The sequence below is a fragment of the Halomonas sp. LES1 genome (assembly GCF_031846005.1).
Classification (GTDB): Bacteria; Pseudomonadota; Gammaproteobacteria; order Pseudomonadales; family Halomonadaceae; genus Halomonas.
Window position 1 is genome coordinate 259,817 of sequence record NZ_JAVRGC010000004.1, and the last position, 20,142, is coordinate 279,958.

Consider the following 20,142-nt stretch of genomic DNA (forward strand, 5'->3'; position numbering starts at 1 on the left):
GCCTGCATCTGTCCCCTGCACCTGCTATGCCCTGCATCGTCTGATAGAGCCAGACAGGGCCATCTGAGAGGCACAGGACTGCAAGGGAGTTGTTGGGAATCATTATCATCTATACACCAGCACAGCCCAGGACAGCGCCAGCAAGCCCGCCTGTGCTTGAAATCCACAGGGCTATGCCCCTGCGACTCCTGTACTTTTCAAGGAGAGCCGCGCTCCTGAGGCACCAGACAGGGCACCTGATCCCTGATAGGGCTAGAGCAGGCTTTACAGGCTCACTGCTGGGCGATCTGGACTTGACCTGACGTACCGTACTGCTGGCGCTCAGAACGTCAGATACGCACGCATAGCGCCGGGACAGGGCATTTCCACATGATGGGAATTATTATCATCTAGACGAAAAATAGCCCCACCGATGCAGAGCCAAGGGCTCGACTGCAAAGGCAGGGCTGAGAAATTCTGTAGGGCTGTCAGGCCGGAGTGACATCGCCTGTACCGTCACCGCCAGCAAGTACCCAAGTATCTGTACTTGCAGAGCCAGTAGCGATGTACAGGGAGTAGTCGTCACCGACGACACCGGCACCATCTTGCTTGCCAGACAGGTAAGTCTGGTTGACCGGGTGACTGGCATTACCTAGGTCGGCTACAGCTACCTTGGTATACGGGAATGCTGTAGCTTTGGTCTGGTAAGAATTGTTCTGGGTAAGGTCGCCTGTTACGGGCATACTGAATCTCCTTCTGTTCTGGAACTTTCTTCAATGACTGACACGACTAGGATCAACCAGAAGGAGAGGACTACCTTCGACACTCTAGCCCCTTTCTTATCTTTGGTTCTACCAAAGCAGCAATACTAGGAATACTAGGACGTTACAGGACATCCCTTTTCCAAGGAAGGAAAAGGAGAAAGGTACTAGGCTCGACAGGAATGTTAAGTAATAACTAATAAAACAAAAGCCCCCCTACCCCCCATGACGTTACGCTGCGCGTGGCTTCCTGGCACTCCTGTGACGCCCTAGAAATCCTAGGACTTCACGTACTGTCTACCGGAGGTAGGAAATACGGCTGGTATACCTCCTCCTGAATCTAGGGCAAGCCCTGAGTTCAGTTATCGGCATTCCTTCTATAGTGGGCGGAAAGTCCGCATCGTCCAAAACGCCCGCACAGACTCCCTGAGGGCTTGCACAGGCATGGATGCCCCGCAGGCCATGCCGAGCAGGAACGCGGCTCAGAGAGGTGCACAGGGCGACCTGAGAGGATGGAGGGTTATCCCTTCCCCTCACGGCGATCCCTCCTAGCTAGCCTGCTTGACTAAATTACGAGCCATCAAGATGTCACGACTCTATTAGGCCCATACAAAAAGCATAAGAGTTCAATGCGACCTCCCTAGACAGCCAGTCACTGGAAGCCGTGTTGGGTTGGATATCAGCCAAATTAACGTATGCTGTATTTACCAAATTTTCCAGACCCTTACTATCCATTACTGAGCCATCCACATAGTTCTCACTCAAGAACAGCTCTCTTGCCTCTTCCTCTGTCCCTTCAACATCAAACCTAAAATTAAATACATACCATGTTTGATGATAAATTGAGCGGCATTCTTCTTCGTATGCCTTTAGCGCCTGCTCTCGGTGCTCAAGGGATTTTTCCGCATCTTCCAAGTAGTCTTGTGCCATTGCTGGCGCTGTTGCCAGTGCAGCTATAACGAATGCTCCCAGACTCTTACAGTTCACTATGCCACTCCTGATATTGGTTCCTTGGACGAGCAGCCACTGTAGCCATGCCCACAACTTGCTTACCTTCCTTCCTCATCTAATCCAGCGCCAGCATGACCCATCCTCACCAGCCAGCCAATAGGAAAGGAAGAGACTAGGCCAGACAGGGCAACCAATGCGCAGGTATGGAATACAAACTACTGATTTTACTATGGGCCTCCAAGAACATGACGTTAGCAGGTTGTGGCCGCCGGCGGCGGCCACCTCCAGGGCTCGGCGGGCCTGGAACTGTCCGCGCACCTCGGCCAGGTCGGGCAGCGGCCGAGTCGCCTGGGGCGGGCGCGTCAGGCGATGGGGGGTGATCGGAGTCTGGCCCAGCAGATGGGCCACCACCTCGAGCAGATGATCGGCGGGCAGTACCTCGAACTCACCGGCCAACGCCGCCTCATCGGCATTGGATCGCGGCACGATCAGCCGCCGCCCCGCGCGGCGAGCCGCCAGGGCCAGCGGCAGCACCCCCTCCACACGGCGGATTGCGCCGTCCAACGCCAGCTCGCCGACGCTCTCGGTGTTCTCCAGACAGTCGGGAGGCAGCTGACCCGACGCGAGCAGCAGCCCCAGGGCGATGGGCAGATCGAAGCGACCACCCTCCTTGGGCAGGTCGGCGGGAGCCAGGTTGAGGGTGATCCGCCGCAACGGATATTCGAAGCCGGCATTGACCAGGGCGCTGCGCACCCGCTCCCGACTCTCCTTCACCGCCGTCTCCGGCAGGCCGACCAGCGTCATGCTGGGCAGGCCGTTGGAGAGGTGCACCTCCACCTGCACCTCGGGTGCCTCCAGGCCGAGGCCGGCCCGGGTGTGCACGATCGCCAGCGTCATGGGCGCTCCCTCGCGAATGGACTGCCTTCAGGCTAGTCCAGCCAGCGAGGGAGCGCGCGTCTCAGCGTCCCGCTTCGCCGGCGCCTTCTTCCGGAGGGGGCGACGCCTTGTCCGTAGCGGAGGTCTGGGGCTTGTCGGCGGAGCCGGCATCACTGGAGACGGCGCCATCGCCGGCCTGGGCCTCCACCAGGGCCTCCAGAGCCGCCACCTGCTGCTCCAGCGACTCGACCCTGGCTCGGGTGCGCTGCAGCACGTCCATCAGGATGTCGAAGTCCTCGCGTGAGACCAGCTCCAGACGATCGAAGGCGCCCCTCACCACCTGCTGGACACCTTTCTGCACCTCTTCGGGCGCCTGTGAGGCTCCCTGCAGACGCTCGCCGATCTGCTGGGCCAGCCGGCCGATTCTGTCGTGGGTCACCATGGCGATTCTCCTGATTGGGAATGATGGCCTACAGGATACGCGTGGCGTCTCCGGGACGCATACCCTCTAGCAGGGCATACGGCATGAGCCTCGGCACCATCACGGGGCATGGGTCAGTCAGAGGCACTGACAAGGTACCGCTCGCGGCCGAGAGCGGTCACGTAACATGCTGATATTGGATGGACTTCCTGCTCGCTGGCATGCCGTGCGCATGGTGCTGGTCAGCCGCCCCATCGGGTCGCCTCTCATCGCCAACGAGGAGACAGGTCATGAAGCTGATCAGCGCGATCATCAAGCCCTTCAAGCTGGACGACGTCCGCGAAGCCCTCGCCGACAACGGCGTGCAGGGCATTACCGTTACCGAGGTCAAGGGCTTCGGGCGCCAGAAGGGCCATACCGAGCTCTATCGCGGCGCCGAATATGTCGTCGACTTCCTGCCCAAGGTGAAGCTCGAGATCGCCGTGGAAGACGAGCGTCTGGAGGACGTGCTCGACGCCATCTGTAGCGCCGCCGGCAGCGGCAAGATCGGCGACGGCAAGGTGTTCGTCACGCCCCTCGAGGAGGTGATCCGTATTCGCACCGGCGAACGCGGCGCCGATGCGGTCTGATCGCCGCGACCCACCTGGAGTCGCCTGCCACTTATCTGCCGGGAGGCGCCTGCGGCTTAACTGTCTGGAGAAAACCCCATGAGTGACCTGGTCGAACTGAGCTATGCGCTCGATACCTTCTACTTCCTGATCTGCGGCGTGCTGGTGATGTGGATGGCCGCCGGTTTCGCCATGCTCGAGGCGGGTCTTGTGCGCGCCAAGAACACCGCCGAGATCCTTACCAAGAACATCGCCCTGTTTGCCATCGCCTGCACCCTGTACCTGCTGGTGGGCTACCACATCATGTACGCAAGCCCCGATGGCGGCATTCTTCCCAGCCTCGGTGGGCTGCTGGGCAGTGAGAACGGCATGGATGCCGTGCTGGCCGGCGGCGATGACGCCCCCTACTACGCCATGCGCGCCGACTACTTCTTCCAGGTGGTGTTCGTGGCCACCGCCATGTCGATCGTCTCCGGCGCCGTGGCCGAGCGCATGAAGCTGTGGGCCTTCCTGGCCTTCGCCGTGGTGATGACCGGCCTGATCTATCCGGTCTCGGGCTACTGGACCTGGGGCGGTGGCTGGCTCTCCCCCGCCGGTTTCTCCGACTACGCCGGCTCCGGCATCGTGCATATGGCCGGTGCGGCGGCGGCCCTGGCCGGTGTACTGGTGCTCGGCCCGCGCAGGGGCAAGTACGGCAGGGACGGCAGCGTCTACGCCATCCCCGGCGCCAACCTGCCGCTGGCTACCCTGGGCACCTTCATCCTGTGGATGGGCTGGTTCGGCTTCAACGGTGGCTCGGAGCTGAAGATCTCCGACGTGGCCTCCGCCAACAACGTCGCCCAGGTACTGGTCAACACCAACGCCGCCGCCGCCGGCGGGGTCATCGCTGCCCTGATCGTGGCCAAGCTATGGTTCCGCAAGGCCGACCTGACCATGACCCTCAATGGTGCCCTGGCGGGCCTGGTGGCCATCACCGCCGAACCGCTGGCTCCCTCCGCACCGGGCGCCGCCCTGATCGGCGCCGTGGGTGGGGCCATCGTGATCGCCGCCATCGTGGCCCTCGACAAGCTGAGGATCGATGACCCGGTCGGTGCCATCTCGGTGCACGGGGTGGTCGGCATCTGGGGCCTGCTGGCGGTTCCGCTCAGCAATGGCGAGGCCAGCCTCGGCGCACAGCTGCTCGGCATCGTGGGGATCTTCGCCTGGGTCTTCCTGGCCAGCCTGGGGGTCTGGAGCCTCCTCAAGGCGCTGATCGGCATCCGGGTCAGCGAGGAGGAGGAGTATGCGGGTGTCGACCTGGCCGAATGCGGCATGGAGGCCTACCCGGAGTTCAGCGTGGCCAAGCAGTGAAGCCATGCACGTCAGTGAGCAGGCGTGCTCCACCTGCCCCCGAAAGGGGGCTTTTTTTCTTCCCTGCCGACGGCGTGTATCCTAGAAGCAACCCGCCTATCGACGGCGGCACGTCCGCCCAGGAACCGACGAGGAACCAACCATGAAACTGGTGACCGCCATCATCAAACCCTTCAAGCTCGACGACGTCAGGGAATCCCTCTCGGAGATCGGCGTGCAGGGCATCACCGTCACCGAGGTGAAGGGCTTCGGCCGTCAGAAGGGGCACACCGAGCTCTACCGTGGCGCCGAGTACGTGGTGGACTTCCTGCCCAAGGTCAAGCTCGAGGTCGCCGTGGATGACGAGATGGCCGAGAAGGTGATCGACGCCATCACCAGCGTCGCGAATACCGGCAAGATCGGTGACGGCAAGATCTTCGTGACACCGCTGGAGCAGGTGATCCGAATCCGCACCGGCGAAACCGGCAAGGATGCCGTCTGAGCCGTAAGCCGTAAGCCGTAAGCCGTAAGCCGTAAGCCGTAAGCCGTAAGCCGTAAGCCGTAAGCCGTAAACATGATGTTGACCTTGGGGCAGATATAAAGAACCCCATCTGGCGCCTGCCAGATGGGGTTCTCTTATAGCTTAAGCGTAAGGTTTACGGCTTGGAGCTTATGGCTCCCGGCGAACCGGGTCATTTTTCGACAAACGCCCGCTCGATCACGTAGTCGCCGGGTTCCCCCATGCGCGGCGAGATCTTGAAGCCCAGCTCGTCGAGCATTTCGCTGGTGCTGTCCAGCATCGAGGGGCTGCCGCAGATCATGGCGCGATCCTGCTTGGGATCCAGTGCCGGCAGTCCGGTGTCCTCGGCGAGCTTGCCACTGCGGATATGGTCGGTCAGCCGGCCCATGGTATGGAAGGTTTCACGGGTCACCGTCGGATAGTAGACAAGCTTTTCGCTGATCTCCTCGCCCAGGTATTCATGAGCCGGCAGCTCCTGCTGGATAAAGTCGGCATAGGCCAGCTCGCTGACGTTGCGCACGCCATGCACAAGCACCACCTTCTCGAAGCGTTCGTAGACCTCGGGGTCCTGGATCAGGCTCATGAACGGAGCCAGGCCGGTGCCGGTAGAGAGTAGGTAGAGGTTGCGCCCGGGCAGCAGGTCATCGGTGACCAGGGTGCCGGTGGGCTTGCGGCTTACCATGATCTGGTCACCCACGGCGAGGTGCTGGAGTCGCGAGGTCAGGGGGCCATCAGGCACCTTGATGCTGAAGAACTCCAGGTGATCCTCGTAGTTGGGGCTGGCGATGGAGTAGGCGCGCATGAGGGGTTTGCCGCTCACTTCCAGCCCGATCATCACGAACTGACCATTCTTGAAACGCAGGCTGCGCTCGCGAGTGGTGCGAAAGCTGAACAGGGTATCGTTCCAGTGATGGACGCTGAGAACCTCTTCGAGGGCAAACTTGCTCATACCGGCTCCTTTAATATTCCAAAAAAGAATAGAAATCAGGGAAATATTTGGTTTGAATTCTAAGACAGGAGGCGTTATCTGTTAAATGGATTGTATGGATAACCTTTATTTACAGCCTTGATATAGGCCATCGGAGCTTGCCCATGCGTTTTACCCTGCGCCAGCTGGAGGTCTTCGTCGCGGTGGCCCAACACGAGAGCGTGTCCCGAGCGGCTCGTGCCCTGGCGCTCTCCCAGTCTGCCGCCAGCAGTGCCCTCGCCGAGCTGGAGAAGCAGTTCAACTGCCAGTTGCTGGATCGCCACGGTAAGCGCCTGCGCCTCAACGCCCTGGGCTTTCAGCTGCTGCCCAAGGCGGTGGCGCTGCTCGATCGCGCCGAGGAGGTCGAGGAGCTCCTCCACGGCCAGCAGGGCATCGGCGTGCTCGATGTGGGTGCCACCCTGACCATCGGCAACTACCTGGCCACCCTGCTGATCAGCGACTTCATGCAGCGCTACCCCGGCAGCCGGGTCCGCCTGGCGGTGCGCAACACCCGCACCATCGTCGATAGCGTGCGCCACCACCGGCTGGACCTGGGCCTGATCGAGGGCCAGTGTGAGGAGGAGGACGTGATCTCCCAGCCCTGGGTGGAGGATGAGCTGGTGGTGTTCTGCTCACCTCATCACCCACTGGCCACGGCCGGCACGGTGGAGCTGGATCGGCTGCTGCGCGAGGCCTGGATCATGCGTGAGGAGGGGTCGAGCACGCGCCTGACCCTGGAGCAGGCCGCTCGCCATCGGCGCAGGCGCTTCAATGTGCTGCTGGAGCTTGAACACACCGAGGGAATCAAGCGCGCGGTGGAGTCTGGCCTGGGCATCGGCTGTGTCTCCCGGCTCGCGCTGCGGGACGCCTTCCGGCGCGGCAGCCTCGTTCCCATTGCCACGCCGGAGCTGGACCTTAGCCGCCAGTTCACCTTTATCTGGCACCGCCACAAGTATCTGGCCTCCGGCATGCGTGAGTTTCTCAGGCTATGCCGACAGATGACCGAGGGCGCCACCCGTAGCGACCAGATTGACCTGCCGAAGGTGCCCTGAACGCTGCCTTTCAACGACATCGGGCCCGGCAGTGCCGGGCCCGATGGATAGACCTGAGGTCAGTCGAGTGATCAGCGCATATCGCTGACCGCTTCCTGAATATCCTCCGGGTTCGCCTTGGTGAGATCCTTGGTCAGGGAGTGGATCACCAACTTCGCGGTGGGAGCGTCGAGCTTGTCACGGAGCTGACCGAGAAAGCGGCCCGGAGCCACCAGGATCAGCTTTTCCAGGCTGTTGTCGACGCGCGCGCGATAGAGGCGCTCGGCGACCTGCTTGGCGAACACCTGCTCTTCATGGGTGCGCGCCGCACTCTCGCCGCCGGAAGAGCGCGAACTGGTCGACGTCGACTCATGCACGTCGGCGCCGCGATCCGTGACCAGGTCTCCTTCATGCAGTCGGTTCGCCGCATGCACCAGGCTCTCCTGCTCGACCAGCTTGAGCGCGTCACGGGTGAAGATTCGTGCCCGCGCCGCATCCGCCACCACGATATAAGTTGTCATGGTCACTCCTTGATACCGGTGGAACGACGGCCGGCGCCACGCCGGCCGCTCTGGATCAACAATGGCAAGCGCCTTGACGCGGGTCAACCCGCACCGACGGTAAATGGCGACAACTGCAGTGGCGTCTGTTCTGGGGTAGCATTTCCACTGACCGGCAGGGATGCCGGCACACCTATCGCCACGATGTGGCCCGGGAGGCCTCGATGCGTCAGCTACTGTTTCCCCGCCGCCCGCTATCCCGCGGCACCCTGCTCACCTGTCATCTGCTGCTGCAGGGCGGTCTCGCCATCGGTGCAGGGCTGTGGCTCGCCCCCCGCACCCCTTGGCTGGCCACCACCACCTGGCAGGAAAACTGGCCCGTCCTGGCAATGGGCGCCGGCCTGTGGCTGCTGGCCGCCATGCTGCTGCGCCTGGTGGCCGAGCTCTCGCTGCTGCCCCACCATCTGGCCGGCCAGCTCCGGGCCGGCCCGGTCATCACCCGCTCCTGGGAGCGCCGCCCGGCGGTGCATGATCCTCAGTCCGCCTGGACCAGCGAGGCGCGCCCACTGACCGCCACGGACGACGCGGTAGGCAGCCCCCGGGTAACCCGGCCCGCCGAGCCGCTACGCTCCCGCAGCGGCCGCAAGCCCACCCCGGACTCCGCCGACACCCCTTATGACGAGCCTTCATGACGCTCCCCCAGGCCCACCACCGCGCCGCTGAGCCTGCGACCCATCAACCTCGACCAACATCTCTTTGCTGTCTCATCAATCTGGCCGTGCGATGCTCAGCAGCCAGCGCAGGACGGCCAGAAGCAGCACGGCCGTTGCGGCACCGAGTCCATTGGCGAGAATATCGGCCCAGTCGCCACCGCTACGCCCCGGCACCAGAAGCTGGGCAAACTCGATGATGCCTCCGAAGCCGACGACGAGCAGCAGGGTGAGCGGCAGGCGCACGCCGGCCAGGCCGAGCAGCCCCGCCAGACCGGCATAGCCGATGAAGTGATTGAGCTTGTCCCAGGGCAATTGCCTCGGCATCTCGTTACCCGGGGTCAGACTACCGATGACGATAATCAGCGCCGCCACAACGGCCAGCGCCGCCCATAGGCGGCGCCGGTCGTGCAGTCGTCTCAGGCCAGCAAGCCCTGCCCATTCAGCCATGGGAGATATTGCGGTGATAGGCCGGACTCAGGTCGTGCAACGCCTCCATGAAGGCGGTGACGTTATCCGGGTTGGTGAACTGACTGATACCGTGCCCCAGGTTGAAGACATGCCCGGGACCTTCACCGTAGCTCTCCAGGATGCGGCCGACTTCGGCACGAATCGCCGACGGGCGAGCGAACAGCACGTTGGGGTCGAGATTGCCCTGCAGGGCCACCTTGTCGCCCACCCGAGCGCGGGCGCTGGAGAGTTCGGTGCTCCAGTCCAGACCCACCGCATCGGAGCCGGCCTGAACGATCTCCTCGAGCCAGTGGCCGCCGTTCTTGGTAAACAGGATCACCGGTACCCGACGCCCCTCATGCTCACGAATCAGACCGGCGACGATCTGCTCCATGTAGCGCAGCGAGAACTCCAGATAGGCCGGCGTGGTGAGGACACCCCCCCAGGTATCGAAGATCTGCACCGCCTGTGCACCCGCGCGGATCTGGGCGTTGAGGTAGTCGGTCACGGCCGTGGCCAGGGTGTCGAGCAGATCATGCATCACGCTGGGTGTGTCATAGAGCATGGTCTTGACGTGGCGGAAGTCCTTGCTGGAGCTGCCTTCGACCATATAGGTCGCCAGCGTCCAGGGGCTGCCGGAGAAGCCGATCAGCGGTACCCGCCCGTTCAGCTCGCGACGGATGGTGGAGACCGCCCGCATCACGTAGTCGAGATCGCGCTCGGCGTCGGGCGCGCTGAGTGCCGCCACTTCTTCGGCGGTGCGTACCGGCTTGCGGAACTTGGGCCCCTCGCCCGTCTCGAAGTAGAGCCCCAGCCCCATGGCATCGGGAATCGTGAGAATGTCCGAGAAGAGGATCGCGGCATCCAGCGGGAAGCGCTCCAGCGGCTGCAGGGTGACCTCACAGGCCAGATCCTGATTGCGACACAGATCCATGAAGCTGCCGGCGTCGGCGCGGGCGGCGCGGTACTCCGGCAGGTAGCGGCCTGCCTGACGCATCATCCAGACCGGAGTGCGGTCCACCGGCTGACGCGCCAGGGCGCGCAGAAAGCGATCGTTCTTGAGTTCCATGCAGAAGGTCATCCACGATGAAATGTATTCTGCATTGTACCCGATCCATGCGCTCCGGTCGTGAGCCTCGCTCGCCTTCCTGATAGAATGGCGTCCTACTCCAGCGGCGCCGCCCGCGGCCTGATAACGAGGTAACCCGTGACGATTCGCTTTATCGCCGCCTCCCGGCTGCCCACCCCCTGGGCGACCTTCACCATGCACGGTTTCGAAGACGAGGCCACCGGCAAGGATCATATTGCCCTGACACTGGGTGACGTGGCCGCTGGCGAGCCGGTGCTGGGCCGGGTGCACTCGGAGTGCCTGACCGGGGACGCGCTCTTCTCGATGCGCTGCGACTGCGGCTACCAGTTGCAGGAGGCGCTCAAGCGGATCGCCGAGGAGGGACGCGGGGTGCTGTTCTACCTGCGCCAGGAGGGGCGAGGCATCGGGCTGCTCAACAAGATTCGTGCCTACCACCTGCAGGACCAGGGGGCCGATACCGTGGAAGCCAACGAGCGGCTGGGCTTTGCCGCCGACCTGCGCCGCTACGACCTCTGCGTGCCGATGCTCGAACACCTGGGCATCGCCGCCCTGCGGTTGATGACCAACAACCCGCGCAAGGTAGACGCCCTGAGCCGTGCCGGCATCAACGTCGCGGAGCGGGTGCCGCTGACCACCGGCCTCAACCCCCACAACGAGCACTACCTCTCCACCAAGGCCGGCAAGCTGGGGCACATGATGGTGCTGGGCGACTTTACCCCGGTCGAGGAGACCAGCACCGAACGCAAGCCCCCCGAGTACTGACCCCGTCCCATCCTGTCTGCACGGCCAGCCAGTGACGTGTCCGTTCAGCCCCTGCCGTGCATCACCACCGCACCACGAGACATGAAGCCGGGGCCTGAATGGCAAGGCGCCCCCGGCCTGGTAAATGCCGGGGGCGCCTCGACGTTCGCTCGAGCCACCGGGGCTCGCTTCAGTTCACTTGGTCGCCACCCGCTTGCGGGGCGCCCCCCACAGCAGCCTGAGGGCGATGGCAATGGTCAGCAGCACGACCACGCCGCTGGCCCCACCCAGCAGGGCGCTCCCCGTCAGCCCGGCGACGAAGAAGGCCACGATACCCGCACTGCCTGCGGTGATCGCATAGGGAAGCTGGGTGCGTACGTGATCGATATGGTCACAGGATGCCCCGGCAGAGGTGAGGATGGTGGTATCCGAGATGGGCGAGCAGTGATCACCGAAGATGCCCCCACTCAGCACCGCCGCGATGGTCAGCGCCAGCGGCAGGTCCATGGCCGCGGCCACCGGCATGGCGATGGGAATCATGATCGCAAAGGTGCCGTAGGAGGTACCGGTGGTAAAGGCCACCAGTGCCGCGATCACGAACAGCAGCACCGGTACCAGGCTGGGTGACAGGCTCGCTTCGGCCAGTGTCACCAGATAGGCGGCGGTGCCAAGCTCGGAGGTCACGCTGCCGATCGACCAGGCCAGCGTCAGGATGATGTAGACCAGGGTCATGCTCTTGATGCCATCGACCACGATATCCATGGCTTCGCGGAAATCGAACAGCTTCTGCATCATGCCCATGGTCAGGCCAACCACCACGGCCACCAGCGTCGCCAGCAGGATCGACAGCCCGCCCTTGGCATTGCCCACCGCGGTGACCAGGTCATTCTCGGGGAAGTTGCCGGTCCAGAGAAACAGCGGCGGAATCATCACAAGCAGCACGCCGATCGGCACGAGCATATTGCGCTTGCGTGCCTGCTCCTCGTTCACGGCGCTGTCGCTGACGGTATGGCGCTCGGAGGGCGGCATGGCGCCGGCTGCCATTATCTCGCCGGTCGTGCGGGCACGGTGCTCGGCCGCGGCCATGGGGCCGAAGTCCCACTGGGTGATCAGCAGGAAGGCAATCAGCCCGAGCGCCAGCCAGGCATAGAAGTTCAGCGGTATGGTCGACAGGTAGATCAGATACTCGGAGCCACTGGCGCCCATATCGACCAGCTGCGTGCCGATCAACCCCATCACGAACACCACCCAGGTGGATACCGGGCCAAGCAGGCACATCGGCGCCGAGGTGGAGTCGACGATATAGGCCAGCTTTTCCCGGGAGACCTTCATCTTGTCGGTGATCGGGCGCATCACGCTGCCCACGGTCAGGGCGTTGAAGTAGTCCTCGAAGAAGATCAGGATCCCGAGCCCCATGGTGGCTCCCTGGGCGCCGCGCCGCGACGCCACCCGCGCCGAGATCCAGTGCGCAATGGCCTGGGCTCCTCCCGAGCGCTCCAGCACACCGATCAGGACGCCGAAGAGGCCACAGTAGATCAGCACCGTCACGCTCCACTCATCGCCCACGCTGGGGATGATGAAGGCATCGAAGGTGTCATAGAGCCCAGCCGCAGGGTTGCCCCCTGCCAGCATGGTGGCACCCAGCCAGACCCCGCAGAAGAGGGCCGGAATCACGTTGCGCGTCATCAGCGCGAGCGCTATCGCCAGCAACGGCGGCAGCAGGGAAAAGGCACCGAAAGACATGACGGATGCTCTCCTTGGAATCTTGATGGCGTGGTTGGTGGCGTAGTTGGCGCGGCTGGTGATCGATCAAGTCGCGGCCAGCTCACGCCAAAAGGGGGGGATCGGGAAGCCTTCGAAGGTTCAGGCGACGTCGCGCGCCTTGCGGATGCGCTCGTAGGCGTTGCTGATCTCGCTGGTGCGCTCCTTGGCCACCTCGCGCATGCTCTCGGGCAACCCCTTGGCGGCGAGCTTGTCGGGGTGATTCTGGCTCATCAGGCGCCGATAGGCCTTCTTGACCTCGGCGTCACTGGCATCCTCCTCGACCCCCAGCACCCGGTAGGCATCGGCCAGGGTCGGGCCGCTGGCCGCACCACCCCCGGCCTGCTGACCGGCGCCATGCAGCATCGCCTCCACCTGAGCGATCTCCGCCTCGGAGCAGCCGAGTCCGCGCACCACCCGCATCAGCATCTCGCGCTCGGCGGGATGCAGGCGACCGTCGGCGGCGATCGCCGCCAGCTGTACCTGCAGGAATACCTGACGCAACGCGGGCTGGCTTCCCAGCAGGCTGCGCACCTTCGCCAGCTCGGCATCCAGGTCGAAGTCGGCCGCCTTGCCGCGATTGAAGTCGGCCCGGGCCCTGGCACGCTGGGCCTCGTTCAGGCGCAGGCGCTCCCACAGCTGCCGCGAGGCATCCAGCTCATCTTCGGTGACCTGGCCATCGGCCTTGCACAGGCAGCCCATGACCGCGAAGGTCGAGGAGAGAAACTGCGCCTGGGAGGCGGCCAGCTTGCCCAGCATGCTGCGGCGCAGGCGGGCGACGAGCCAGTAGCCGAGCCCGCCACCGACAAGCGCGCCGACGAGCCCTCCGATCAGGTAGCCGAGGCCTGCGCCAATCAGAACGACAAACCACATCAGCGCATCTCCTCTTTCGCGGTGGCGTCGACGGCCACCAGGCGACGCCGAATGGTGGCCTCGATGCCATCGGCATCCAGGGCGCATTCGGCCAGCAGCTCGCCGGGTTTGCCGTGCTCGACGAAGGCGTCGGGCAGGCCGAGATTGAGCACCTCCCTGGAGATCCCCTCGGCGGCCAGCAGCTCGTTGACGGCGCTACCGGCCCCACCGGCCACCACATTCTCCTCCAGGGTCACCAGCAGGTCATGGTCGGCTGCCGCCGCCAGTACCGCCTCGCGATCCAGGGGCTTCACCGAGCGCATATTGAGGTGACTGGCATCGAGTCGCTCGGCCACTTCGGCCGCCGGCGTATTGAGGCTGCCGAAGGCCAACAGGGCCACCCGCCGACCACTCTCGGCGTCGCTCTCGCGGCGCAGCTGCGCCTGCCCGATGGGGGCCGGCTCGAGGTGGGCGGGAATCGCGGTGCCGGGGCCGGTACCCCGCGGGTAGCGAACCGCCGCGGGCCCGGGATGATGATAGGCCGCGCTGAGCATCGCCCGACACTCCGCCTCGTCGGCCGGCGCCAGCACCACCATGCCGGGCACGCAGCGCAGATAGGAGAGGTCGAGGCTGCCGTGGTGGGTAGGGCCATCCTCGCCCACCAGACCGGCACGGTCGATGGCGAAGGTGACATCCAGATCCTGCACCGCCACATCATGGATCAACTGGTCATAGCCACGCTGCAGGAAGGTCGAGTAGATCGCCACCACCGGCTTCATGGCCTCACAGGCCATGCCCGCCGCCAGGGTCACGGCATGCTGTTCGGCGATGGCCACATCGAAGTAGCGATCGGGGTAGGTCTGCGAGAAGCGCACCATATCCGATCCCTCGCGCATCGCCGGGGTGATACCGATCAAGCGCGGATCGGCGGCGGCCATATCGCACAGCCAGTCGCCGAACACGCTGCAATACTTGCGCGGCTTGGGGGGCGGCGTGGAAGCCGCGTCGCTGCGGCCCTGGACGACCGGCTTGAGCGTTGGCGGGGCGGCGTTGTTCTCGCCCTTCTCCAGCTTGGTGATCGCGTGATAGCCGATAGGGTCGGCCTCGGCAGGCAGAAACCCCTTCCCCTTGCAGGTCCTGACATGGAGAAACTGCGGCCCCTCCAGGTCACGCATATTGCGCAGGGTCTGCACCAGCAGCGGCAGGTCGTGACCGTCGATGGGCCCGATATAGTTGAAGCCCATCTCCTCGAACAGGGTGGCCGGGCTGACCATGCCCTTCATGTGCTCCTCGGTGCGGCGTGCCAGCTCCAGCGCTCCGGGCAGATGCGACAGCACCTTCTTGCCGCCCTCGCGCATGGTGGTATAGGGCTTGCTGGTCAGGATGCGCGCCAGATAGCTGGCCATGCCGCCGACGTTCTCGGAGATCGACATCTCATTGTCGTTGAGCACCACCAGCAGGTTGGCATCGACATGACCGGCATGGGCCAGGGCCTCGAAGGCCATCCCCGCGGTCAGGGCGCCGTCGCCAATGACCGCGCAGACCCGCCGCTGCTCGCCGCGGGTGCGGGCGGCCAGGGCCATGCCGAGCGCCGCCGAGATCGAGGTGCTGGAGTGGCCGACACCGAAGGTGTCGAACTCCGACTCGGCGCGCCGCGGGAAGGCGGCCAGCCCACCATGGTGGCGGATATTGGGCATCGCCTCACGGCGCCCGGTAAGGATCTTGTGGGGGTAGGCCTGATGGCCCACGTCCCATACCAGGCGGTCATGGGGCGTCTCCAGCGCCTGGTGCAGGGCCACGGTGAGCTCCACGACGCCGAGGCCGGCCCCGAAGTGCCCCCCGGAGACCCCCACGCTATAGAGCAGGTAGGCGCGCAGCTCATCGGCCACCTGCGCCAGCTGCGCGGTGGACATGGCGCGCAGCGCCGCCGGAGTGTCCAGAGTGTCGAGCAGCGGCGTGGCCGGACGCTCGACGGGAATGTCATCGAACAGCTTCATGTGGGCATCTGTCGTGTCAGTGGTCACGCTCGATCATGTATCGGGCCAGCGCCATCAGCGGGAGGGCGGACTCACCCAGCGGCGCCAGGGCGGCGGCGGCCTCCTCGACCAGCCCCGCCGCCCGGGCACGAGCCCCCTCGAGCCCCAGCAGGCTCGGATAGGTGGGCTTGTCGCGGACGGCATCGGCACCCGAGGCCTTGCCCAGGGTTGCCGTGTCCCCGATCACGTCGAGTACGTCGTCGTGGATCTGGAAGGCCAGGCCGATGGCCCGGGCGTAGGCGTCCAGGGCGTTCAGGCGCGCATCATCCTCGGCCACCGCCACCAGCCCGCCCAGACGCACCGCGGCACGAATCAGCGCCCCGGTCTTGTGGGCGTGCATGGTCGCCAGGGCCGCGACATCAGGGTGGCCGCCAACGGCCTCGAGGTCCAGGGCCTGGCCGGCCACCATGCCATCGCGCCCCGATGCCTCGGCGAGGATGGCGATCATCGCCGCCAACCGGGGATGCCAGGAGCGGGCAATCACCTCGAAGGCGAGCGATTGCAGCGCATCACCGGCGAGGATCGCCGCGGCCTCGTCATAGGCGCGGTGCACGGTCGGCTGGCCACGGCGCAGATCATCGTCGTCCATGGCCGGCAGGTCGTCGTGAACCAGCGAGTAGGCATGGATCAGCTCGATGGCCATGGCCGGGGCATCGAGGGCATCATCATCGGCGCCCAGGGCGCGGCCGGCGGCATACACCAGCACCGGGCGCAGCCGCTTGCCCCCCACCAGCACGCCGTGGCGCATGGCGGCCTCGAGCCGCGGGGCGGGAGCGGCACGCTCGGCGAACAGTGCCTCCAGGCACGCATCCACGCGCGCACGATCCGCGGCCAACGCGGTCGTCAGGGTCTCAGCGTTCACTGTCATCCTCCGACGGCGGTGTGAAGGGCTCGAGCTCGATACCGCCCTGGGCGCCCTCGGTCAGGGCACGCACCTTGAGTTCCGCCTCGTCGAGGCGACGCTGGGCATCGCGCGTCAATCGCACCCCCTCCTCGAAGGCGGCAAGCGACTCTTCCAGCGACAGCTCGCCGGACTCCAGACGCGCCACCAGCCCCTCGAGCCGCTCGACGGTGGCGGCGAAGTCCGTGGACGAGGCGTCATCGGCCTGTGGTTCCCGGGACCGCTCGTTGCGCTCAGCCATGGTGCTCCTTTACCGCCCCCGATAGTCAGAAAGAGTTCGTTCAAGGGGCGACAGTATACACGCTCTCCCCGGGGGGTCGTCTCCCCACCGCTTGCCGGCCCAAGGATCGCCATGAACTTGCGCCTGACTCATATGAGCAGCGCAGCATTTTCATCCTGGCTCATCCGAAGGCTGTGATACGATAGCCGCCTCACCAGTTTCTGACACAGCATGCGGCTCGCGCCGGAAGGGGTTGATTCGACCATGGCAAAGACGTCCCTGGACAAGAGCAAGATCAAGATCCTGCTTCTCGAGGGCATCCACCAGACCGCGGTGGACAATCTTCGCAACGCCGGGTACTCGAATATCGAGCACCTGCCCACCTCACTGGATGAAGCCGCGCTGATCGAGAAGATCCGTGACGTGCACTTCATCGGCATCCGTTCGCGCACCCAGCTCAACGAGCGGGTGTTTGCCGCCGCCGAGAAGCTGGTGGCCGTGGGCTGTTTCTGCATTGGCACCAATCAGGTCGACCTCGATGCCGCCCTGGCGCGCGGTATCCCGGTATTCAACGCGCCCTACTCCAATACCCGCTCGGTGGCCGAGCTGGTGCTGGCCGAGGCGATCATGCTGCTGCGCGGCATCCCCGAGAAGAGCGCCCGTGCCCACGAAGGCGGCTGGCTCAAGAGCGCCAAGAACTCCCACGAGGCCCGCGGCAAGACCCTGGGCATCGTCGGCTATGGCAGCATCGGCTCCCAGCTCTCGGTGCTCGCCGAGTCACTGGGCTTCGACGTCATCTACTACGATGTGGTCGCCAAGCTGGGCATGGGCAACGCCCGCCAGGTCGGCAGCCTCGAGGAGCTGCTGGCGAAGGCGGATGTGGTCAGCCTGCATGTCCCCGACCTGCCCTCCACTCGCTGGATGATCGGCGCCGAGCAGATCGCCTGCATGAAGCCGGGGGGCATCCTGATCAATGCCTCCCGCGGCAGCGTGGTGGTGATCGAGCCCCTGGCCGAGGCGATTCGCGAGGGGCGCCTCAACGGTGCCGCCGTGGATGTCTTCCCGGTCGAGCCCAAGGGCAATGACGAGGAGTTCGAGAGCCCGCTGCGCGGCCTGCCCAATGTCATCCTGACCCCGCATATCGGTGGCTCGACCCTGGAGGCACAGGAGAATATCGGCATCGAGGTCTCCGAGAAGCTGGCGACCTACTCCGATAACGGCACCACCGTCACCTCGGTCAACTTCCCCGAAGTGGCACTGCCGTCTCACCCGGGCAAGCACCGCCTGCTGCATATCCACGACAACGTGCCTGGCGTCATGTCGGAGATCAACCGCGTGCTCTCCGAGAACAGCATCAACATCGCCGGCCAGTACCTGCAGACCAACGAAAAGGTCGGCTACGTGGTCATCGATGTGGACAAGGCCTACGGCCCCCAGGCGCTGGACGCCCTGCGCCAGGTGGAGCACACCCTCAAGGTACGCGTGCTCTACTCCGAGGGTGGCCAGGACATCTGATCCCGTCACACCAGCCCGGTACCGCACTCCTCGCCGCCGCGTCTTCCCGACGCGGCGGCTTGCGTTTGGAGGCAGGACAGGCTCTCCCTTGGTCGATATGCGCAAGCACAGCCAGGTGCGTTAGGCTGTGGCACGGTTCTCACGGTACCCGAACAACAACAGGAGACTCCCATGAGCGAAACGACCCCACCGGTGCTGCGCCACGATGCCGAAGGCGTGACCACCCTGACCCTCAACCGCCCGGGAAGCTTCAACGCGCTCTCCGAGGAGATGCTCGAGGCGCTGGGCACCGAGCTCGAGCAGCTGGCCGACGACGGCGCCGTGCGTTGCGTGGTACTCGCCGCCGAGGGGCGCGCCTTCTGCGCCGGCCACGATCTCAAGCAGATGCGCGCCCACGGTGACGACCGCGACTACTTCCAGGCACTCTTCACCCGCTGCGCCAAGGTGATGCAGGCCATCGTCGAGTTGCCGGTACCGGTGATCGCCCGGGTTCAGGGCATCGCCACCGCGGCGGGCTGCCAGCTGGTGGCGAGCTGCGACCTGGCGGTGGCGGCACGCTCGGCACGCTTCGCCGTCTCCGGCATCAACGCCGGGCTGTTCTGCTCCACCCCGGCGGTGGCCCTGTCGCGCAACGTGGCCCGCAAGTACGCCATGGAGATGCTGCTTACCGGCGAGTTCATCGACGCCGACACCGCCCGCGACTGGGCGCTGATCAATCGCGTCGCCGATGACGAGCGGCTCGACGAGGCAGTCGCCGAGCTTGCCACCAGCATCTGCGCCAAGAGCGCGGTGGCGGTACGGACCGGCAAGGCGATGTTTCAGCGCCAGCTGCGCATGCCCCTGGACGAGGCCTACACCTTCGCCGGCGATGTGATGGCCGGCAACATGCTGGCGGAGGACGTCGCCGAAGGCATCGATGCCTTTATCGAGAAGCGCCGCCCCGTATGGCAGGACCGCTGACCCCTGCGCCAAGGGTTAATGGAAGCGATTTCCGAAGGCACGACAGACACCTGTCGACAAGGTATCCTGTGCCGGCGAAGCCAAGCCATAAGGAGCAGCAGGGTGAGTGAAGTGAAGCGCAGAACGGCGGGGCGTCCCGCGGGGTCGGGCAAGGCCAGCGGCGGCCATAGCCAGTCGCTGGTGCGCGGCCTCAACCTTCTGGAGCGCCTGGCCGGGCACCCCGGAGGCCTGGCACTCTCGGAGCTCGCCGAACAGGCCGAGCTGGCCCCCTCCACCACCCATCGCCTGCTGCAGGCGCTGCAGAGCCAGGGATTCATCACCCAGGATAGCGAGCTGGGCGTGTGGAAGATCGACGTCAAGACCTTTCGCATCGGCAACAGCTTCCTCGAAGCCCGAGACTTCGTCGGCACCAGCCGCCCCTTCCTGCGCCGGCTCACCGACCAGACCGGCGAAACGGCCAACCTCGGCATACGCGACGGCGGCACCGCGGTGTTCCTCGCCCAGAGCGAGTCGCCGCAGATGATGCGCATGATCACCCGTCTCGGCTCCCGTGCCCCGCTACACGCCTCCGGGGTGGGCAAGGCCCTGATGGCCTGGCTGCCCGAGGAGGAGCTCGAGCGGGTCCTCACCGAGCGCGGCCTGTCTCGAGTCACCGAGAACACCCTGCACACCCCCGAAAGCCTGCGCGACGGGCTGGCGGAGATTCGCCAGCTGGGTTTCGCCCGCGACCGCGAGGAGCACGCCATCGGCCTGCACTGCGTGGCCGCCTGCATCCACGATGAGCACGGCACCCCGCTGGCCGCCCTCTCGGTCTCCGGTCCGGTAGCGCGTATCCCGGAAGCACGCCTGCTGGAGCTGGGTGCCCTGGTGCGCGATACCGCCGCGGAGATTACCGCCCGGCTGGGCGGGCAAGTGCCGGAGGCTTGAGCCGAAAATCGATACCTCACGCTCGCTTAAGATCTA

The 20,142-nt window shown here is 64.9% G+C and carries 21 protein-coding genes and 1 pseudogene; 9 read left to right on the plus strand and 13 right to left on the minus strand.

Annotated elements, in window-relative coordinates; all coding sequences use genetic code 11:
• Positions 1 to 467: 467 nt before the first annotated feature.
• The 4 genes and pseudogenes from RM463_RS11515 to RM463_RS11530 all read right to left on the minus strand — a co-directional run bounded on the left by RM463_RS11515 (position 468) and on the right by RM463_RS11530 (position 3,009).
• Positions 468 to 722 (minus strand): hypothetical protein, encoded by a 255-nt coding sequence (locus RM463_RS11515; RefSeq protein ID WP_311430126.1) that lies wholly within the window; start codon positions 720 to 722, stop codon positions 468 to 470.
• Between the two features lie 606 nt (positions 723 to 1,328).
• Positions 1,329 to 1,727, minus strand: a complete 399-nt coding sequence (locus RM463_RS11520) for a hypothetical protein (RefSeq protein ID WP_311430127.1) — start codon at positions 1,725 to 1,727, stop codon at positions 1,329 to 1,331.
• 216 nt (positions 1,728 to 1,943) lie between these two features.
• Positions 1,944 to 2,588, minus strand: a pseudogene (locus RM463_RS11525) (magnesium chelatase domain-containing protein); the annotation flags it as partial.
• Between the two features lie 61 nt (positions 2,589 to 2,649).
• Positions 2,650 to 3,009: an accessory factor UbiK family protein gene (locus RM463_RS11530; protein WP_195689658.1), complete on the minus strand. Its 360-nt coding sequence runs from the start codon at positions 3,007 to 3,009 to the stop codon at positions 2,650 to 2,652.
• 269 nt (positions 3,010 to 3,278) lie between these two features.
• Here RM463_RS11530 and RM463_RS11535 point away from each other — a divergent pair, with 269 nt between their 5' ends.
• The 3 genes from RM463_RS11535 to glnK all read left to right on the plus strand — a co-directional run bounded on the left by RM463_RS11535 (position 3,279) and on the right by glnK (position 5,427).
• Positions 3,279 to 3,617 (plus strand): P-II family nitrogen regulator, encoded by a 339-nt coding sequence (locus tag RM463_RS11535; RefSeq protein ID WP_195689659.1) that lies wholly within the window; start codon positions 3,279 to 3,281, stop codon positions 3,615 to 3,617.
• Between the two features lie 78 nt (positions 3,618 to 3,695).
• A complete protein-coding gene (locus RM463_RS11540; protein ID WP_195689660.1) occupies positions 3,696 to 4,946 on the plus strand; it encodes an ammonium transporter in 1,251 nt (416 codons plus the stop codon).
• A 142-nt stretch (positions 4,947 to 5,088) separates the two neighbouring features.
• Entirely contained in the window at positions 5,089 to 5,427 is a 339-nt protein-coding gene (gene glnK / locus RM463_RS11545) for a P-II family nitrogen regulator (protein ID WP_023004277.1), read from the plus strand.
• A gap of 190 nt (positions 5,428 to 5,617) precedes the next feature.
• Here the strand turns inward: glnK and RM463_RS11550 are convergent, their stop codons facing one another.
• Positions 5,618 to 6,394: a ferredoxin--NADP reductase gene (locus RM463_RS11550; RefSeq protein WP_195689661.1), complete on the minus strand. Its 777-nt coding sequence runs from the start codon at positions 6,392 to 6,394 to the stop codon at positions 5,618 to 5,620.
• Between the two features lie 143 nt (positions 6,395 to 6,537).
• Here RM463_RS11550 and RM463_RS11555 point away from each other — a divergent pair, with 143 nt between their 5' ends.
• Positions 6,538 to 7,464, plus strand: a complete 927-nt coding sequence (locus RM463_RS11555) for a LysR family transcriptional regulator (protein ID WP_195689662.1) — start codon at positions 6,538 to 6,540, stop codon at positions 7,462 to 7,464.
• Between the two features lie 71 nt (positions 7,465 to 7,535).
• Here RM463_RS11555 and RM463_RS11560 read toward each other — a convergent pair whose 3' ends face one another.
• Positions 7,536 to 7,964: a host attachment protein gene (locus RM463_RS11560; RefSeq protein ID WP_195689663.1), complete on the minus strand. Its 429-nt coding sequence runs from the start codon at positions 7,962 to 7,964 to the stop codon at positions 7,536 to 7,538.
• 203 nt (positions 7,965 to 8,167) lie between these two features.
• Here RM463_RS11560 and RM463_RS11565 point away from each other — a divergent pair, with 203 nt between their 5' ends.
• A complete protein-coding gene (locus tag RM463_RS11565) occupies positions 8,168 to 8,635 on the plus strand; it encodes a hypothetical protein (RefSeq protein ID WP_195689664.1) in 468 nt (155 codons plus the stop codon).
• 75 nt (positions 8,636 to 8,710) lie between these two features.
• On the opposite strand, the gene RM463_RS11570 is transcribed toward RM463_RS11565, so the two are convergent.
• Positions 8,711 to 9,103 carry a VanZ family protein gene (locus tag RM463_RS11570; RefSeq protein WP_195689665.1) on the minus strand — a complete coding sequence of 131 codons (393 nt, stop codon included), beginning with the start codon at positions 9,101 to 9,103 and terminating at the stop codon, positions 8,711 to 8,713.
• Positions 9,096 to 10,172: a uroporphyrinogen decarboxylase gene (gene hemE, locus RM463_RS11575; protein WP_195689666.1), complete on the minus strand. Its 1,077-nt coding sequence runs from the start codon at positions 10,170 to 10,172 to the stop codon at positions 9,096 to 9,098. Before hemE ends, RM463_RS11570 begins: the two co-directional genes overlap by 8 nt.
• 138 nt (positions 10,173 to 10,310) lie before the next feature.
• Between hemE and ribA the strand changes: the two genes are divergently transcribed.
• Positions 10,311 to 10,955, plus strand: a complete 645-nt coding sequence (ribA, locus tag RM463_RS11580; RefSeq protein WP_195689667.1) for a GTP cyclohydrolase II — start codon at positions 10,311 to 10,313, stop codon at positions 10,953 to 10,955.
• A 174-nt stretch (positions 10,956 to 11,129) separates the two neighbouring features.
• Here ribA and RM463_RS11585 read toward each other — a convergent pair whose 3' ends face one another.
• From RM463_RS11585 to RM463_RS11605, 5 genes are all read right to left on the minus strand, one after another.
• Complete coding sequence (locus RM463_RS11585) at positions 11,130 to 12,677, minus strand: Na+/H+ antiporter NhaC family protein (RefSeq protein ID WP_195689668.1); 1,548 nt, start codon at positions 12,675 to 12,677, stop codon at positions 11,130 to 11,132.
• Positions 12,678 to 12,797: 120 nt separating this feature from the next.
• Positions 12,798 to 13,568 carry a co-chaperone DjlA gene (gene djlA, locus RM463_RS11590; protein WP_195689669.1) on the minus strand — a complete coding sequence of 257 codons (771 nt, stop codon included), beginning with the start codon at positions 13,566 to 13,568 and terminating at the stop codon, positions 12,798 to 12,800.
• Complete coding sequence (dxs, locus tag RM463_RS11595; RefSeq protein WP_195689670.1) at positions 13,568 to 15,544, minus strand: 1-deoxy-D-xylulose-5-phosphate synthase; 1,977 nt, start codon at positions 15,542 to 15,544, stop codon at positions 13,568 to 13,570. The genes djlA and dxs overlap by 1 nt, the downstream gene beginning before the upstream one ends.
• Positions 15,545 to 15,560: 16 nt before the next feature.
• The gene (ispA, locus tag RM463_RS11600) at positions 15,561 to 16,451 is read right to left on the minus strand and encodes a (2E,6E)-farnesyl diphosphate synthase (protein ID WP_409228637.1); all 891 of its coding nucleotides are present in this window, start codon (positions 16,449 to 16,451) and stop codon (positions 15,561 to 15,563) included.
• The gene (locus tag RM463_RS11605) at positions 16,435 to 16,725 is read right to left on the minus strand and encodes an exodeoxyribonuclease VII small subunit (protein WP_195689672.1); all 291 of its coding nucleotides are present in this window, start codon (positions 16,723 to 16,725) and stop codon (positions 16,435 to 16,437) included. Before RM463_RS11605 ends, ispA begins: the two co-directional genes overlap by 17 nt.
• Before the next feature lie 243 nt (positions 16,726 to 16,968).
• Between RM463_RS11605 and serA the strand changes: the two genes are divergently transcribed.
• The 3 genes from serA (at position 16,969) to RM463_RS11620 (ending at position 20,106) form a co-directional block, all read left to right on the plus strand.
• A complete protein-coding gene (gene serA / locus RM463_RS11610; protein ID WP_195689673.1) occupies positions 16,969 to 18,219 on the plus strand; it encodes a phosphoglycerate dehydrogenase in 1,251 nt (416 codons plus the stop codon).
• 171 nt (positions 18,220 to 18,390) lie between these two features.
• Positions 18,391 to 19,179, plus strand: a complete 789-nt coding sequence (locus RM463_RS11615; RefSeq protein ID WP_195689674.1) for an enoyl-CoA hydratase — start codon at positions 18,391 to 18,393, stop codon at positions 19,177 to 19,179.
• 102 nt (positions 19,180 to 19,281) lie between these two features.
• Positions 19,282 to 20,106, plus strand: a complete 825-nt coding sequence (locus RM463_RS11620) for an IclR family transcriptional regulator C-terminal domain-containing protein (protein ID WP_311430129.1) — start codon at positions 19,282 to 19,284, stop codon at positions 20,104 to 20,106.
• Positions 20,107 to 20,142: the final 36 nt, after the last annotated feature.